The sequence below is a fragment of the Bacillus sp. FSL R5-0416 genome (genome assembly GCF_037975425.1).
GTDB lineage: Bacteria > Bacillota > Bacilli > Bacillales > Bacillaceae > Bacillus > Bacillus subtilis.
On sequence record NZ_CP150252.1, the window covers coordinates 1145104 to 1161873 of the forward strand.

19 protein-coding genes and 1 riboswitch are annotated in these 16770 nt (G+C 46.3%); of the genes, 6 read left to right on the top strand and 13 right to left on the bottom strand.

The features are described from left to right. Positions 1-201: 201 nt before the first annotated feature. The gene (locus NYE20_RS05935; protein ID WP_072175665.1) at positions 202-1008 is read left to right on the top strand and encodes an alpha/beta hydrolase; all 807 of its coding nucleotides are present in this window, start codon (positions 202-204) and stop codon (positions 1006-1008) included. A 27-nt stretch (positions 1009-1035) separates the two neighbouring features. Here NYE20_RS05935 and cysC read toward each other — a convergent pair whose 3' ends face one another. From cysC to NYE20_RS05950, 3 genes are all read right to left on the bottom strand, one after another. Continuing rightward, positions 1036-1635 (bottom strand): adenylyl-sulfate kinase, encoded by a 600-nt coding sequence (cysC, locus tag NYE20_RS05940; RefSeq protein WP_003245829.1) that lies wholly within the window; start codon positions 1633-1635, stop codon positions 1036-1038. Beyond that, a complete protein-coding gene (sat, locus tag NYE20_RS05945) occupies positions 1632-2801 on the bottom strand; it encodes a sulfate adenylyltransferase (RefSeq protein ID WP_038829192.1) in 1170 nt (389 codons plus the stop codon). The genes cysC and sat overlap by 4 nt, the downstream gene beginning before the upstream one ends. 112 nt (positions 2802-2913) lie before the next feature. Further along, positions 2914-3624 carry a phosphoadenylyl-sulfate reductase gene (locus NYE20_RS05950; RefSeq protein WP_072173833.1) on the bottom strand — a complete coding sequence of 237 codons (711 nt, stop codon included), beginning with the start codon at positions 3622-3624 and terminating at the stop codon, positions 2914-2916. A 186-nt stretch (positions 3625-3810) separates the two neighbouring features. Between NYE20_RS05950 and NYE20_RS05955 the strand changes: the two genes are divergently transcribed. Both NYE20_RS05955 and NYE20_RS05960 read left to right on the top strand, forming a co-directional pair. Then, positions 3811-4497, top strand: coding sequence for a 2-phosphosulfolactate phosphatase (locus tag NYE20_RS05955; RefSeq protein WP_049140710.1), 687 nt, complete (start codon positions 3811-3813; stop codon positions 4495-4497). Further along, on the top strand, positions 4494-5252 hold the full coding sequence (locus NYE20_RS05960) for a phosphosulfolactate synthase (RefSeq protein ID WP_021479581.1): 759 nt from the start codon (positions 4494-4496) through the stop codon (positions 5250-5252). The genes NYE20_RS05955 and NYE20_RS05960 overlap by 4 nt, the downstream gene beginning before the upstream one ends. A gap of 44 nt (positions 5253-5296) precedes the next feature. Here NYE20_RS05960 and NYE20_RS05965 read toward each other — a convergent pair whose 3' ends face one another. The 7 genes from NYE20_RS05965 to NYE20_RS05995 all read right to left on the bottom strand — a co-directional run bounded on the left by NYE20_RS05965 (position 5297) and on the right by NYE20_RS05995 (position 12563). Continuing rightward, positions 5297-5926, bottom strand: coding sequence for a YitT family protein (locus NYE20_RS05965; protein WP_009966972.1), 630 nt, complete (start codon positions 5924-5926; stop codon positions 5297-5299). Positions 5927-6021: 95 nt separating this feature from the next. Continuing rightward, complete coding sequence (locus tag NYE20_RS05970) at positions 6022-7137, bottom strand: mandelate racemase/muconate lactonizing enzyme family protein (RefSeq protein WP_339184776.1); 1116 nt, start codon at positions 7135-7137, stop codon at positions 6022-6024. An 8-nt stretch (positions 7138-7145) separates the two neighbouring features. After that, positions 7146-8414 (bottom strand): MFS transporter, encoded by a 1269-nt coding sequence (locus tag NYE20_RS05975; protein ID WP_014476404.1) that lies wholly within the window; start codon positions 8412-8414, stop codon positions 7146-7148. A gap of 111 nt (positions 8415-8525) precedes the next feature. Further along, positions 8526-9374 (bottom strand): GNAT family N-acetyltransferase, encoded by an 849-nt coding sequence (locus NYE20_RS05980; RefSeq protein ID WP_163135609.1) that lies wholly within the window; start codon positions 9372-9374, stop codon positions 8526-8528. Positions 9375-9379: 5 nt separating this feature from the next. Beyond that, positions 9380-9829: a GNAT family N-acetyltransferase gene (locus NYE20_RS05985; RefSeq protein WP_021479578.1), complete on the bottom strand. Its 450-nt coding sequence runs from the start codon at positions 9827-9829 to the stop codon at positions 9380-9382. A gap of 90 nt (positions 9830-9919) precedes the next feature. Then, entirely contained in the window at positions 9920-11758 is a 1839-nt protein-coding gene (locus tag NYE20_RS05990; protein ID WP_103803890.1) for a bifunctional homocysteine S-methyltransferase/methylenetetrahydrofolate reductase, read from the bottom strand. An 89-nt stretch (positions 11759-11847) separates the two neighbouring features. Continuing rightward, positions 11848-11965: riboswitch (SAM riboswitch) on the bottom strand. A gap of 106 nt (positions 11966-12071) precedes the next feature. Continuing rightward, entirely contained in the window at positions 12072-12563 is a 492-nt protein-coding gene (locus NYE20_RS05995) for a YajQ family cyclic di-GMP-binding protein (RefSeq protein ID WP_339184781.1), read from the bottom strand. A 98-nt stretch (positions 12564-12661) separates the two neighbouring features. Between NYE20_RS05995 and NYE20_RS06000 the strand changes: the two genes are divergently transcribed. Then, positions 12662-13558: a S1 RNA-binding domain-containing protein gene (locus NYE20_RS06000; RefSeq protein WP_072173900.1), complete on the top strand. Its 897-nt coding sequence runs from the start codon at positions 12662-12664 to the stop codon at positions 13556-13558. Between the two features lie 52 nt (positions 13559-13610). On the opposite strand, the gene NYE20_RS06005 is transcribed toward NYE20_RS06000, so the two are convergent. From NYE20_RS06005 to NYE20_RS06015, 3 genes are read right to left on the bottom strand one after another with little or no spacing between them, the layout of a single operon-like run. After that, positions 13611-14195 (bottom strand): sporulation delaying protein family toxin, encoded by a 585-nt coding sequence (locus NYE20_RS06005; RefSeq protein WP_161621480.1) that lies wholly within the window; start codon positions 14193-14195, stop codon positions 13611-13613. Next, complete coding sequence (locus NYE20_RS06010; RefSeq protein WP_003233028.1) at positions 14192-15121, bottom strand: sporulation-delaying protein SdpB family protein; 930 nt, start codon at positions 15119-15121, stop codon at positions 14192-14194. Before NYE20_RS06010 ends, NYE20_RS06005 begins: the two co-directional genes overlap by 4 nt. Then, entirely contained in the window at positions 15106-15642 is a 537-nt protein-coding gene (locus tag NYE20_RS06015) for an SdpA family antimicrobial peptide system protein (protein WP_003245405.1), read from the bottom strand. Before NYE20_RS06015 ends, NYE20_RS06010 begins: the two co-directional genes overlap by 16 nt. A gap of 177 nt (positions 15643-15819) precedes the next feature. Between NYE20_RS06015 and NYE20_RS06020 the strand changes: the two genes are divergently transcribed. Both NYE20_RS06020 and NYE20_RS06025 read left to right on the top strand, forming a co-directional pair. Continuing rightward, a complete protein-coding gene (locus NYE20_RS06020) occupies positions 15820-16167 on the top strand; it encodes a PadR family transcriptional regulator (protein WP_003245674.1) in 348 nt (115 codons plus the stop codon). Then, positions 16164-16751, top strand: a complete 588-nt coding sequence (locus NYE20_RS06025; RefSeq protein ID WP_046160269.1) for a hypothetical protein — start codon at positions 16164-16166, stop codon at positions 16749-16751. The genes NYE20_RS06020 and NYE20_RS06025 overlap by 4 nt, the downstream gene beginning before the upstream one ends. Positions 16752-16770 lie beyond the last annotated feature (19 nt).

Sequence of the window (16770 nt, forward strand, 5' to 3'; positions counted from 1 at the left end):
TGACATCCTTTGCTGCCCGAAAAACAGAGGCTTCCGGGTTCAATTTAATAGATCGTTAAGGAAATTGATACATATAGTAAAACGTGAAGAGCCTTTTCTTGGTATAGCAGCCCGCTTGTTTTGTAAGCATAAATGGAAAGCTTCCTATACGTCAAGGCGTTTACAGGCCGGGAAAGCCAAAGGGAACAGGAGGAATGCGGAATGGGGCATTACATCAAAACCGAGGAGCATGTGACACTGTTTGTAGAGGATATCGGACATGGAAGGCCGATCATCTTTTTGCACGGGTGGCCGTTGAATCATAAGATGTTTGAATATCAAATGAATGAGCTTCCGAAAAGGGGATTTCGTTTTATCGGCGTTGATTTGCGGGGATATGGGCAATCTGACCGCCCTTGGGAAGGCTACGATTATGACACGATGGCCGATGATGTGAAAGCAGTCATTTATACGCTGCAGCTTGAGAATGCGATTCTTGCCGGTTTTTCAATGGGCGGCGCCATTGCACTCCGTTATATGGCACGGCATGAAGGAGCCGATGTTGATAAGCTGATTTTACTGTCTGCGGCGGCCCCCGCGTTTACAAAACGCCCGGGTTATCCGTTCGGGATGAGGAAGCAGGATATTGACGATATGATTGAATTGTTCAAAGCTGATCGGCCCAAAACACTGGCTGATTTAGGGAAACAGTTTTTTGAGAAAAAAGTGTCTCCAGAGCTTAGGCAGTGGTTTCTCAATCTGATGCTGGAGGCTTCCTCCTACGGGACGATCCACTCGGGCATCGCATTAAGAGACGAAGATCTCAGGAAGGAACTTGCTGCAATCAAGGTGCCGACGCTGATCCTGCACGGGAGAAAGGATAAAATTGCGCCGTTTGATTTTGCGAAAGAGTTGAAGCGCGGCATCAAACAGTCGGAATTGGTTCCGTTTGCAAACAGCGGGCACGGAGCATTTTATGAGGAAAAAGAGAAGATCAACAGTTTGATTGCGCAGTTCTCCAACTCATAAGAAAAAACCCGACATTGATCGGGTTTTTTATATAATTCCTCTGTTTTGAAGTGCGTTAATGATGAGATCAGCTCCATCGGAAATAGAGGTCTGGTCTGACTCAATGATGAAATCGGGTGAAAGCGGCGCTTCATACGGAGAATCGATCCCGGTGAAATGTTTGATCTCTCCGTTTCGCGCTTTTTTATAAAGCCCTTTTGGATCGCGCTGTTCACAAACATGCAGCGGGCACTTCACATAAATTTCGAAGAACTCACCTTTAGGAAAGAGCGCTCTAACCATGTCCCGATCCTCTCTGAATGGAGAAATAAAAGCCGTTAAAATCATTTGCCCGCTGTCGACAAACAGCTTCGCCACTTCTCCGATCCGGCGGATGTTTTCAATCCTGTCACCAGTCTGAAATCCAAGATCTTTGTTTAAGCCGTGGCGGATATTATCACCGTCAAGCACGTAGCTCTGAATGCCCTTGCGGTAAAGCTTTTCATCGACTGCATTGGCCAGCACCGATTTTCCGGAGCCGGACAAACCTGTAAACCAGAGGACGCAGCTTTTGTGTCCGTTTAAGGACTGTCTGTCAGACTTTGAGATGGCAGCGGGATGCCAAATGATGTTCGGATTGTGTGTCATTGCAATTCCCCGCTGTTTTGTTTGATGGCAACAGGCTGTTGGTGAAGTCCCTTGATCAGCACGGCTGCGACCTCAGGCCGGCTGAATTCTTTAGGCGGCTTTTTGCCTTGGCGGAGAAGCTCTCTCACTTTTGTGCCTGATAAGTGGATGTGGTCTCTTGAGCTGTGCGGACATGTTTTGGAGGTGCCCATGTTTCCGCATTTTCGGCAATAAAAGCTGTGCTCAAAAAACATCGGCTTGATGCCCAGCTCTTCCTCTGTGAATGATTGAAAAATATTTTGGGCGTCGTATGTTCCATAGTAGCTGCCGACACCCGCGTGATCACGGCCTACAATAAAATGGGTGCAGCCGTAATTTTTTCGGACGAGCGCATGGAAAATCGCTTCCCGCGGACCTGCATAACGCATGGCGGCAGGGAAAACCGATAACATGACACGATCCTTTGGATAATAGTGATTAAGCAAAGCCTGGTAGCTCTCCATTCTGATATCGCTTGGGATATCGTCTGACTTTGTTTCTCCGACAAGCGGGTGAAGCAGCAGACCGTCGACCGTTTCTAATGCTGTTTTTTGAATGTATTCATGCGCTCTGTGAACAGGGTTCCTGGTTTGAAAGCCGACAATCGTCTTCCAGCCGAGTTTTTGAAAGGCCGCTCTTGTTTCTGCGGGCGTTGCATAAAACTGTTCGAAAGATTTGTCAGGCAGGCGGCTGACCGTGATAGGCCCTCCGATATAGTAATCCGGGCGCGCCAGCAATTTTTTTACGCCTGGGTGGGCAGGATCGTTTGTTTTAAAAACAGACAGTGCTTCTTGTGTTTTATCAGGCTGGTATATATCGGTGACTGTGATCATGCCGTAGGTAACACCGTCTTTCACAAGCTTGACGTGATCTCCGGCAGACAGCTGTTTTGCTGTTTTTTCTCCGACAGGCAGCGTAATCGGCAGGCTCCACGGCAAGCCGTTTGCCAGCCTCATTTCCTTCACAACACGATGATAATCTTTTTCTCCCAAAAAACCTGTTAACGGGCTGTATCCGCCGATCGCGATAAGCTCCAGATCACTCAGTGCAAGCTGATCCAGCTCTGCTTGGCACGCGCACCCTTCAAAATGGCATGCGGGATCACAGCGGTTGATTAATACCCCTCCATGGGGTTCGTTTCCATTCAACGTGTTCAACCTCCAATTATACGTTTCCTTGTTTTCTTTTCTGCGGTTAATGAAAGTTTGACATCAGCGTCTCAACATCATTTCGATTCTCACATCAAGAACCTGCCATCCGCTATTCCTGATGCAGGCCGCATTCTGTTTTCTCCCGTCCGGCCCATCTTCCAGCCCTCTCATCGTTCGGGTCCGGGGAAGGCAATGTACACATTTCACAGCCTATGCTCGGATAATGTTGATCGTGCAGTTTGTTATAAGGCAAATTGTGCAGGCGGATGTACGTCCAAACGTCATCCCATGTCCAGTGGATGAGCGGGCAAATTTTGATGAGCTTAAACTTCTGGTCCAGGTTTACGTATTGAATATGCTTTCTCGTTGGTGACTGCTCCCGGCGCAGTCCTGAAATCCAAGCTGTCATGCCGGACAGGTGCTTTTTGAGCGGTTCAATTTTCCGCAATTGGCAGCAGAGGTTCGGGTTATGCTTCCACAGCTCTCCGCCGTACTTCGTCTCCTGTTCTGTTAAGCTCAGATCGGGTTCGAGCATCTGGATTGCAAATCCCGGATATCGCTCTTTGACGGTCTCGATCAGCTCATATGTTTCCTGAAAATGAAGCCCGGTATCCAAAAAGATGATGTGTGCGTTTTTGTTGATTTTTGATATTAAGTCTAGAAGCACCATTCCTTCTGCGCCAAAGCTGCATGCGTACACAATCTTTTCTCCGTACGTTCGGTAAGCCCACTTCAACACATCGAGCTCATCGATCAATTGATCCGTTATCTGATTGGACAGCATGTCGTTCCATGTGTCATATGTGATGGTTTCGTTCAACGTTTTCCCCCCGTTTGCATCTGCTTTTTTTATCTATTGATCGAGTTATAGGCAGACTATTCATTTTTTGCATAAAGGTTCAGGGTTTTTACGTGCCGCGCCCGCCTAAAATGAGGTGCGGAACCATTAAGAGCCCGGCTGAATATGCTTTTTAGCAAAATGGTTTTATGCCCAAGGAGAGGTAGTATGCCGATTGCCATTTATCAGGGGCATCATCATTCGCTTGCCCCGGCGGACATTAACATCGTCATTGATGTCATCAGAGCTTTTACGGTCGCCCATTATGCGTTTATCGGCGGGGCGAAAGAGATTTTGTTGGTCCGGACAGCTGATGAAGCCTTTGCGCTGAAAGACACCTATCCGGATTATGTTTTGACGGGAGAGGAAAAGGGGGTCGGTATCAGCGGATTTGATTTAGATAATTCTCCAAAACGCATGGCTGGGCAGGATATGGCGGATAAGCGCCTAATCCAGAAAACAACAAACGGCGTCACAGCAGCATTGGGGGCGCTGAACGCAAAGCATCTGTTCGTAACTGGATTTTCCAATGCCAAAACAACGGCAGAGCATGTGAAAAAGCTCGCCGCAAACGATTGTGTCGTGAACATAGTGGCTTCCCATCCATCAGGTGATGACGATATGGCGTGTGCGGAGTATATCAAAGGCATCATTGAAGGGACAAATGCGGTAACGGCTGCGGAGGCGATTCAAAGAATAAAACGCTCTTCTGTTGCGGAGAAATTTTTTGACAGCCGCCAGCCATTGTTTGATTCGGAAGACATCGTTTACTGTACAAAAGAACTGACGGGCGATTTCGTGATGAAAGTGAAACAAGATGGAGAAGTTCCAACGATAGAGAGGGTCATAATATGAATGATTTTTCACTAGAATTGCCAGTGAGAACAAACAAGCCGAGAGAAACCGGGCAGTCCATTTTAATTGATAACGGCTATCCCTTGCAATTTTTCAAAGATGTCATAGCCGGAGCGTCCGACTATATTGATTTTGTGAAATTCGGCTGGGGCACATCATTACTTACGAAAGATCTTGAAGAAAAAATCAGCACACTGAAAGAACATGACATTACATTTTTCTTTGGCGGCACACTGTTCGAAAAGTACGTAAGCCAGAAAAAAGTGAATGAATTTCATCGGTACTGCACCTATTTCGGCTGTGAATATATTGAGATTTCAAACGGTACGCTCCCGATGACAAATAAAGAGAAAGCGGCTTTCATTGCCGATTTTTCTGATGAATTTCTTGTGCTCAGTGAGGTGGGCAGCAAGGATGCGGAATTAGCAAGCCGGCAAAGCTCTGAGGAATGGCTTGAATATATCGTTGAGGATATGGAAGCGGGCGCGGAAAAAGTGATTACAGAAGCCAGAGAAAGCGGAACGGGAGGGATCTGTTCCAGCAGCGGCGATGTCAGATTTCAAATTGTTGACGACATCATTTCCTCGGATATTGATATCAACAGGCTGATTTTTGAAGCGCCTAACAAAACGCTTCAGCAAGGGTTTATTCAAAAAATCGGGCCGAATGTGAATCTGGCCAATATTCCATTTCATGATGCCATCGCGTTGGAAACGCTGCGTTTAGGGCTAAGATCCGATACCTTTTTTCTGTAAAATAGCGGCTGCGGGGCTCTCGTCGTGAAGAGAGCCTCTGCCTATTATTTTTTATGGCGGTACATAGGCGTGAGATAGGGAAGTGAGGTCAGACGGATGTTGTAGATGAAGTCGATGACTCTTGTCGATATCACTTGGCATATGAGGGCTTGAATGACGATGCCCCAGTCAATAATAGACGCGGTGACCATAAAAATGATGCAATTCATGATGAGCAGGATCGTTCCGGGATTCCCACCGCGGTAGATAGAAATCATCAGAGCAAGTGCTCCGAACCCTCCGTTTGAAATTTTATATTTGTATAAAAGTCCGATGCCGAGTCCCAATAACACTGCGCCGCTTGCCAGATCAAGCCACAGATTAGATGTGATATCCGGAAAAACCGCATCAAAGATCAATACCGAGACAGAGGTGACGGTGATAGAAGCGAGGGTGCCGGTGAATGTTCTCATCTCCAGCCATTTTAAAGCGGTAAAAAGCATTGATACATTCACAGCCCACACTGAAAATCCGTGGGGGATTTGAAACAGATAATGCAATAGCACCGCAATACCTGCTGCACCGCCTGTTGGAATATCATGCGGAAATAAAAACAAGGACATGCCGAGTCCCTGTAGTACGCCGCCTACGACAATCATAAACGTAAGTTTTGCTTTCATCAGCAGTTCAGCCATTAAGTCATTTGCTCCTTTATGAAAAGACTTGTCCGCTGTTTTCATTTTATGAGGCTGTCCATTATTTATGTCTCAAAATAAAGAAATGGCCCAGCTTAATATGCTGAGCCATCCCACTTGTAGCGATTGACGATCTCCATATTGATCTCTGTTCCAATGTCTTTTCCTTTCGGGATGTGGACCATTCCTTTTGAAGGCTGCAGGCTGACGAGATCGGTAAAAGGATTCTCCATGACGTCCCACTCGATCGGTTCAATGTGATCGTTCTTCATTTTAGACCATGGGGGCAGACAGGCTTGTGCAAATAAAGCATAGAGCCGTGAGAGCGATCCGTCATATGCATGGGCGGATGCTCTGACGCCGAAATAACGCGCGAGCTGGAGGCAGTCCCGAAACTCATCAATTCCGTTGACATGCATGACATCGGGCTGAATGATATCCAAACAGCGCTGTGAAAGGAGAGGCACATATTGCGCCGGGCCTTTCATGTTTTCTCCGCCGGCAACAGGAACAGACAAACGGCTTCGAAGCATAGCGTAATCCTGCGGCTGATCAAAGGGCAAAGGCTCCTCAAGCCAGCCAATGTTCGTCCATTCGGAGAAATAACGCTCCCATTTAAAAGCCGCAGCGGCATCGTAGCTTTGGTTTGCGTCCAGAATCATCGTAATGGAGCTGCCTGCTGTATGCTGCAGCGCATTGATGTGCCGGACATCCTCCTTGAATGAAGTCCCGCCAATTTTGACTTTGATTTGCTCAAACCCTTTTTTCAACTGGGCTTCAACATTGGAGACTGAGCGGCTGATCCATTGCGGGGAGTCTGAGTACGATTGAAAAGACGCGTACACAGGAATCTCCTCTCTGTATCGCCCGCCCCATAATTCGCAAACCGAACAATCCGCAGCTTTGGCTGCAATCTCTGTCAGCGCCATGCTTACAGCGGAGGCCGCCCGCTGGTGCCATTTTTGAATCGTGCGCACTAATGACAGGCGGCTGCCGGCCTGTTTTCCTAATAGAAATGGGATGATCCGCTTCGTAAAACCGACATGGAGAGCAGGGAGCCAATCAACGCATTCTCCCCAGCCGTCTATCCCGCTTTCGGTGATAATCCTGATGAGATAACAAGTCCGATATCGTTTAAACCCATTGGCATCTCCGTATGGCTTTTCTAATCGGTGAAATAGCGGAAAGGTTTCAATCCGTACAATTTTCAAACTGGGTGCTACCTTTCCTCAGCGGGCTGGAGCCGATTGCCAGCCATTTTAGGGTCTTCTTTTTCTTTTGTTTCTTCATTGTTTTGCTTCACATGGATGAGCATCATCACAAGAATCCCGACAACGAGAGTCAATCCCGCGATGCTTAAAAACATGCCGGGTCTGGACCATTGCATCAGGCGGCCGAAAATCGGAGGACCGATCGCTACCCCTAAGAAACGTACAGAGCCGTACAGCGAGGTGACAAATCCCCGTCTTTCTTTGCCGACAGCCCCGGTAATAAAACTGTTCACACAAGGAAGGACAAGACCTGAGCCTATACTGCTCAGTACAAGAACACTGATAAAAAGGACAAGATTTTCAATGAATGACAGTGCCGCGTAGGATACGGTCATGAACGCCAATCCAAGTACGATCAGCTTTTTCATTAACGATTGCTTTTGCCCGATTTTGCTTCCTGTTGTATAGGACGTCACACACATAACCAAAAGCGGGATCGCTAAAATCAAGCCTTTCTTCACGCCGTCGGTGTCGTATGTTTTTTCAAGAACATCTGAGAGATAAAACAGGATGCCGAATAAAGTAAACAAACAGGTCGCACCTGCTAAATAAGCGGTAAACAGCCATCTGCCTTCATGTTTAAAGACACTTAACAGCCCTTTTGCATATTTTCCGATTGGTGGCGGTTCTTTTTCCTTTTTCTTTTCTTTAATAAAAATCCAAGTCAGTACGATCGAAATGATACAAAACACAGGAAAGGCAAAAAACGCGCCATACCAGACAAGCAGGGCGATCAGCGAGCCAATGATCGGCGATAGCACTTTCCCCATGCCGTTTGAAGCTTCAACAAGGCCGAGCACCTTGCTCTCCTGGGCGCCTTTAAACAGATCTCCCGTCAGTGCCATGGCAATTGGGCCGGTTCCGGCTGCCCCGATTCCCTGTAACGCTCGTCCTGCCATGACCCAAGGGTAGGCATTGTCAAAAAAACCTGCCGCAAACCCGGCTAACAAACCGCCGGCACCATACAAAATTAAGCAGGGAATAATGATGACTTTCCTTGAGAATCGGTCTGCGAGATAACCGACAATCGGAATCGCAAAAGCTGCAATCAAGGAAAATACTGTGATCACGAGACTGACTTGAAATTGTGATAAATGAAGTTCAGATTTCATTTTTGGCAAAATCGGAATAAGCATCGAGTTTCCTAGGGTTAATATTAAAGGGATTGAACCGATTGCTACAACCGTCATTCCGTTATTTTGTTTTGATGATTCCATCTCAGAGCACACTCCTTTTCTTCTGCTTAGAATGTCCCTGATGGCTTCGTTTATTCAGCGATCAGACAGCAAAAAACCGAACAGAAGATACCTGTTCGGGAAAAAAGAGGGTTAACCGAGAGCCTGTGAAATCAAAGCATATAAGTGTCCATTTTGAATAGGCGCTTTTTTCTGAAAGAACAAAAGCGGAGGTTCATCATCTTTACGAAATCCCATTTCTATCAGGCTGTCATGCAGAGACGTGTGTTCACTCGGTATATCGATTCGCATCGGCCCTTGTTTGCCGGCCGCCAGCCTGTTAATTATTTGTGCTGCAACATCTGATGATGGAGCGATGATGGGGCCGAATTTCAAATTGGCCGGTGTCTGTACAGAAAGTCCGTAGCCAATTAGCTGTCCGTCATGATTTCTGGCGATGATACATTCGCATGAAGCAGAAATAAGCTGCTGCAAAAGGTTTGATCGATCTCCGCCAAAGGCAGCCAGATCCGCCGCAGTTAAGTCGTGAAAGTCTTGTTCTCTAAAGGATGTCAGTTCAGCATCAAGCTTTTTTGTATAAGGTTGAAAACTGTGACAGCTGTACTTTCGCACTGAACCTGCCGTATGAAAACCTGCTTTTTCATAAAGCGGCAAACCTTCTTTTGTGGCGCAAAGCCTGATGGCGGTGTTTTCACCCGCTTGGGGGATACAGGCGTTTACCATACGCCGGCCGAGGCCGAGCCGTTGATATTCTTTGTCCACGATCACGAGGCCGATAGAAGCAAGCCGGCCAAACAAAAACAAGCCGATGCAGGAAATAATATCACCGCTGACATTTTGATAGCCGTAAAAGCGTCCTTGCTGGACAAGCAGTGCCAGCTCTTGTTCGCCGTAATCCGGCCACCCGGCTTGCCTGCAAAGCCGCAATAGACTAGGGATATGTTCTTCATGAAGCTTAATCAGCTTATCGATTATCCTCATACAGATCACCTGCTTGTTTCGAGTTTTTTATACATGATGATATGAGTGCCTATGCCGGGAATCTCAAACGGTTCGCCGAGTACTTCCCACCCAAGCTTTGAATAGTAGCCTTTCACATGGCTTCTGGCATTGCACCAGACTGCCTGAACGCCGTTCTTTGCCAGTTTCTCTTCCGCGTGTTTGATCAGCGTGCTCCCGCCTTTTTGATCGCGATATCCTTCAAGCGTTGCCATGCCTCTCAGCCGATATGCTGGGGATTCTGTTATTAATGGCTGATTTTGCGGGGAAAAAGAAGCGATGCTGATCAGCTTCCCTTCAAAAAACGCGCCGAGATGAAAGGAGCCTTTTGCATGATCCTCTTCATATTTGCATTGTTCAATGGATTGATGGGGGCGCAGAATGCGGTGCCGGATTTCATATGTATCTTCCGCGGATATGGTTTTGACTTCGAGCATAATGTTCCTCCTCATGACTGTTTTTCTATATCGTAACACGAATCCCGTTGAAAAAGACCGCCCGATTGGATCAGACAGTCTTTTAAGGGATTAATGCAAAAAGATATTTTGGCGCTGCTCATCTTTTTGCTGAATATATGAAGTGAGCTCAGCGGTTAAGTCAGATCTGAGGAAAGGCGTTATCAAGTAGATGCCGTTAAACAGCTCGCATGCCGTATCCAGCAGGGAGCGTGCAATTGCAAGGCCTTCCGCTTTTTGCTTTTCTTTATCTTCACCGGCATGGGCCATTTTTTCTCGAATCGTATCAGACAGCTTAATGCCGGGAATTTCATTATGGATGAATTCGGCATTCCGGCTGCTTGTCAGCGGCATGATGCCGATATAGATCGGCGTCTTCAGATGTTTTGTTTCGTTATGGATATCGACAAGCTGCTGCTCGGAATAGACAGGCTGAGAAACAAAATAATCTGCGCCGCAATCTATTTTTTTCTCAAGCCGTTTTACCGCTTTATCCAGATGGCGGACGTTAGGATTAAATGCGGCGGCAACTGAGAAATTCGTTTTCTTGCCGAGCGGTTTTCCAGACAGAGACAGACCTTCATTGAATTGTTTGATCAGCCTGATTAAATCAAAAGATGTTAAATCATATACAGACGTCGCACCAGGAAAATCCCCGATTTTAGAAGGGTCACCTGTAATAGCAAGCACGTCATTCAGCCCTAACGTATCAAGGCCCATTAAATGTGACTGTAAGCCGATAATGTTACGGTCACGGCACGTAATATGGACAAGGGAACGCATATCGAGCTGTTGCTTGATGAGAGCGCCGCAGGCAACATTGCTGATCCGCGGGGTCGCCAGAGAATTGTCGGCGAGTGTCAGGGCATCGATTCCCGCTTCTTTTAATTCAGCAGCAGCGGACAGAAATTTGTCAAAGCTCAGTTTTTTCGGCGGATCCAGCTCTACGATAATAGAGCGTTTTTTCGCTGCGATCTCATCCAGGCCGGGCTCGGTTCGCTCGTGATGAACAGAAATGAATTCTTTGGCCCGGGTTTTGACTTCTTTTTCCGTAATCGGAACCAGCCCGCCAACTGCTTCCGCCATCGCCCTGATGTGATTCGGCGTTGTGCCGCAGCAGCCGCCGATAATCCGCGCGCCTTGCTTTCGGAATTCTGACGCGCTGTTTTGAAAATACGTGTCGTCTGTTTCATAGACGAGCCGTCCCTCTTCAAGCGAAGGAAGACTGCTGTTCGGATAAACGGATAAGAATACGTCATCAAAAATTGGCACTTCGCTGAGCGCTTCAATCATGTGATAAGGCCCGAGCCGGCAGTTAATGCCGACGATATCAGCCCCGAGATCCGCAATCGATCGCAATGCGTCAGAAAGCGGTGTTCCGTCCTGCAATACGCCTTGCTCGTGCATGGAGACATTGAGCATAATCGGAAGATCAGTCTCTTTGCGCGCGATTTTCAGCACTTCACGGGCTTCTTCCAAATCATAATATGTTTCTAACAGCAAGCCATCCGGCTCTTCATGCAGCAGCAGATACAACTGCTCGCGGAAGCTGCGCTTAATTTCGTCAAGACTGTACGCGTTTTTATTAAATGTCCGTATGCCGCCCATCGTTCCAAGCACGTATGCATCGCCTGCTGAAGCCCGCGCGATCTTTACGGCCTCCTGATTCATTTTTTTGATGTCATCCTCAAGACCGTGTCTGGATAATTTAATATAGTTGGCCCCGTACGTATTCGTTTGAATAATGTTGGCTCCCGCTTCAACATACGCTTTATGTATGCGCTGAATTTCCTCCGGCTTTGAAATATTGAGCTCCTCAAAACACCTGTCAATGCCATAGGAGTAGAGGAGTGTCCCCATGGCGCCGTCACCGATTAACACCTGTCTTTGCAAATCTTCTAAAAGTCCCATTGTCTGCCTCCTTTATTCACGTCAGCAAGGAAAAAAGAGAAATAAAAAAAGTCCTCTTAAGAAGAAGACTTTGTCAGTGATTTTGTCTCTTCTTATCTTCCAAGCTGTTCGAGCTTGCTGGATTTAGCACCTTGGTCATGGCTGATCGCCATTACACCGGTTGCTGAAGCTTCGTCGGGCCAGTCCCTCTGCTTCTCTTGATAAGAACGGATATGAAATTTTCGTGTCAGGAAGTGCCAAAAGATACCTGGCGTTTTTCCCTTTCTCCAAATTTACCGAAAATAAAGACAATAATCAATAGGAATCAGAAAATTTATGTGAAATTTATAAATTGAACGTCAATTGGCAGGTCTGCTCCCCGCACAGCTGAGATAATCTGCTGCAGGTCATCTTTGTTTTTTCCGGTGACACGCACTTGATCATCCTGCACCTGAGACTTTACTTTCAGTCCGGAGTTTTTGATGATCGTATTGATTTTTTTTGCGTTGTCCTTGTCAATGCCTTGAACAAGCTTTGCACGCTGGCGCACCGTTCCGCCTGACGCGTTTTCAACCTTGCCGTACTCAATGTTTTTTGTCGGTACGTTTCGTTTAATCAATTTGCTGACCAGCACATCTTTCAGCTGGCTTAATTTGAAGTCGTCATCAGAAACGAGGACCAGCTCCTCTTTATCTAAAGAAATGTCACTTTTGCTGCCTTTAAAGTCGTATCGGGTACTGATTTCCTTCAGTGCGATTTGGATTGCGTTTTGCACTTCAGGCAATTCCACCTTGGATACAATATCAAATGAGCTTTCTTTTGCCATATGAAAACCTCCATAACATTTAACTTATGTGTTGATTATAGTAGAATAAAGAGAAACTTCCAACAGAACAAAGAATCAATTTGTGATGATTGGAAAAAATGTTAACAAAATCCGCAGAGAATAAGCGGAACAGGAAGGACGATAGCATGAGACCAGGGCAGCAATTAACCTTGAGTATAGATCACCAAACCGACTTCGGTTACTTTTTAACCGATGGGGAAGATACGATTCTCTTACATAACAGTGAAATGACTGAGGATATCGAGGACAGAGACGAAGTAGAAGTCTTTATATACGTAGACCAGCAGGAAAGGCTTGCGGCCACGATGAAAATTCCGGTCATCAGCGCGGATGAATATGGCTGGGTTGAAGTGGTGGATAAAGTGGAAGATATGGGCGTTTTCGTTGATGTCGGTTTATCGAAGGACGCACTAGTCGCAACTGAGCATTTGCCGCCGTACGAAGATGTCTGGCCGCAAAAAGGGGACAAACTTTACTGTATGCTGAAGGTGACGAACCGGGGGCGCATGTTTGCGAAACCAGCGCCGGAAGATATCATCAGCGAACTGTTTACCGACGCTTCAGAAGATCTGATGAATAAAGAGCTGACAGGTACGGTGTACAGGCTGATCGCATCGGGTTCATTCGTGATCACGGATGACGGTATCCGCTGTTTTATTCACCCGTCAGAAAGAAAAGAGGAGCCAAGACTCGGTTCAAGAGTCACAGGCCGGGTGATTCAAGTGAAAGAAGACGGTTCAGTCAACTTGTCGCTGCTTCCAAGAAAACAGGATGCAATGTCAGTTGATGCTGAGTGCATTCTAACGTATATGAGAACGAGAAACGGTGCCATGCCGTACAGTGACAAAAGCCAGCCTGATGATATCAGAGAACGTTTTAATATGAGCAAAGCCGCCTTTAAACGCGCACTGGGCCATTTGATGAAAAACGGAAAAGTGTATCAGGAAAATGGATGGACATACGAGAAAAAATAGCATGAAAACGGCTCGCCTGCAGCAGACTGCGGAGCGAGCCGTTTTTTTATGTCTAGTTTAATTCATCAACCAGTGTTCTGATTGCCATTTCGCGATCCACATTGTCTGAAATCGCAATCGGCGTAATATCAATGGCGAGAATGATCAGAATCAGGGCACCGGCTGCAGCAACATAAGAAACATAATAGAAATAGTTAGCGGTATCAACAGTGTTGACAAGCTCGGCCTGAACTCTGGATGTATCATCCTTGGAAGCGGCGATTTCCTTTGCTGCTTCTACTTTTTCTTTAACGATTTGACCTGCTTTTTTCAGCAGTTCATCCACTTTCAATGCATCTTTGCTGTAAACAGCTTTCTTCAGGTTATCAAAAAAGTCAGCATCCTCTTTTTTAATATCAGCGACAACCTGATTGGCAAAAGCCTTTGCCTGTTTTGTGTTGAGTTTGTCTGTCATCGCTTTATTAAAGACCTCTGGAAGCTGTTTGCCAACTTCCCCTTGGGCAAACACAAAGCCTTTAAAAATTTCCTCACCTGAATACTCAAGCTGCTTTGCCTGTGCCACACTTTCTTGCTGCTTCACCAAAAACACAGTCGTCACCAATACAACCGACAAAAAAACTAGAAACGCCTTCTTCAAACTGAAACCTCTCCCTTCTTGTGTTTTTTATTCCACAACAGTCTGCGAATATATGTAAATTGAATCGTGGAATCGATAGGAGTGAGATACAATATCAAAATGCCGGCCATGATAATCGAAAAACTGATGAGGCCCAGCATGACTGCAAAAATCTCATGCATAAAAACAGCGATGATCAAAATCAATCTCCAATGCTTCTTCGGCGCAAACAGCGCTGCGAAGATGACAATTTGAACCAGCAGCGTCCCCCATGTCGGAATCACCACGAACGGACTTGTTACAATTGGCTTCGTTAACGCCTGAAAAAAGCCGTTGAAGCCAATGGTTTTTTCCTGGGCAAAATAATAGACGGCCGTTCCGTCCACCCATTCCTGCTGAGACAGCTTAGCGACGGTAGAGTGAAAATAAAGCACCGCCACTTGGATTCTGATCACAAAATAAGAAATAAAAGCTGTTATTTTTCCAAGTGTTCTTTTGCCCTCTATAGGTCTCGTGCTCCAATGCCATTTTCTCGGATCGGTCAGCGTGATGGGAAGCAATAAAAAGGTCATGACGGCTGCTGCCTGCTCGCCTCCGTCGATGACGATCAGCGATGACTGCAGGCTGTAACTGACATACCAATGCAGAACCCCGGTGATTCTGGGGCGCCAGCCAATGACAACAAGCACCAGAATGGCAATGCAGACCCATCTGAAAAGATTTAACATCATATAGTTATTTTCGCCGAGGCAAAAGAGACTGAGATTCATTTTACAAGCTGGATAGCTGCTGATCCCGCTGGCTGGCTTCATAATGAGGCTCGGGTGATTGATGAGCAGCGTCAGCAGGCTGGATAGCGCAATGATGCTTCGCGCGAGGCCGTATACATTTGTCCACGGGTTTCTTTCGTCCCATCTGGTGATGGTCTGTTTTATGTTTTCGAGCATGAAATCACAACCTTGACTATGCTTTTTACCTGATAAGACGAAGGGGTGTATTTAGAATAGCTCCAAGGAACAATATCCTCTTTCGTCAAATAGTAGCTGCCACAAAGCAGCGGGCGGGGAGCGGGTGTTTTTAATTGCACGGTTTTGGCTTTGCTTTTGCATGCGCCGAGGTCCTTTTCTTTACATGCTGTCCACTGTTCCTTGCCGACTTGGCTGTAGATCACGCCCATTTCAACGCCTTGTGACCGCCCATACCGATACAGGCCGAATAGGTTGTCAGCCCTCATATTGGGCCATCTGACCTTGGCGCTGGCATTTTCAGCCTCATATAAGCCGATTGCAGTATCACGCGGATTTTTGCTGAAAAAGCCCCAGCCCTGAGGGAGGATGCTGGACATGAGAAATTTGGAGTCCTTTGTCAGCGGAATCGGGGTTGTCCCTAAGCTGCCAATAATAGAAAACAGAAATAGTGAACCCCAAAGGATTGAAAAAATGACAAAAAATGATATCGATTTCTGCATTCGACTGCTCCTTTTAACCTGAAGAATCGTTTTTACACTTTTCATAATATAAAAACATTTATGTAATAAAAAGGTTAAAAAGTATGAGAAATTCCATTTTTGTTAAAAGGAAAAACAGGACATTTTACACTGCTATATGTGATTGATATATAGTGGTTTTTTCGATATATTTAAACCATGAAAACGAATCAAGTTAATGACCGCTGGATTGTTCAATTTCGAAAAGGGATTTTCGAGCTGGCCATCCTATCCCTTCTGCGTTCTAAACCGATGTACGGTTATGAGCTGACGTCATCCTTAAAAACCACCTCGGCGCTGGCTATTTCAGAGGGAGCGATTTATCCGATTCTGAAACGTATGACCGAGAAGGGATGGATCGAATTTTTTTGGGAAGATTCACTGGACGGCCCGAAAAGAAAGTATTACAAAATGACGCAAAAAGGAGAAGAAATGTTAAAAGAACGGCTGGAGAAATACCTGGAAACCCATCAAGCCTTACTGTCTTTATCGGGGGATTTGCTATGAATGGACAGCTTATCATTGACCGATACATGGAGGAACTAAATGCAGAGCTGGCGAATATGCCTGATGTAGAGAGAGAAAACGCTATCGACGAATTAAAGGGGCATATCACCGCTTTCGTTCAAGACAGAATCAAAGCCGGCCTTAGTGAAGAGGAACTGCAGGAAGCTGTTGAATCTGAATTTTCTCATCCGAAGGAGCTTGCCGAATTGATGATGGGTGATGGGGGAGAGACGAAAAGGAGGAGGTCTTTATTGGGCAAAAGCTGGCTTTCGGTCCTTCTCATTGTCACGATTATCGCCCTGCCGCTGCTGCCGTCCGACTTCAGACAGCTGCCGCTGGCTGTTTATTTAATGGTGCTCGCCGGATATGTATGGAAGCGAAAAAAATTGATGATGTTTGCAGGTGTCAGAAAAAACAAAATGCGCTCTCAAAAGGAGATTGTTACGATTTCGCGAGTCGGTGCGGTTTATCTGCTGTTTTTAGCAGTGCTGCTTCTTTTGAGCCCGTTCCTCAATGCGCTTGTCGTCCTGCTGCTGATTGCAGTAAGCTGCGCCGCTTTTTTTCTTTTTCTTAACATCAAGTAATCTTGTAGGAGGCTGTAAG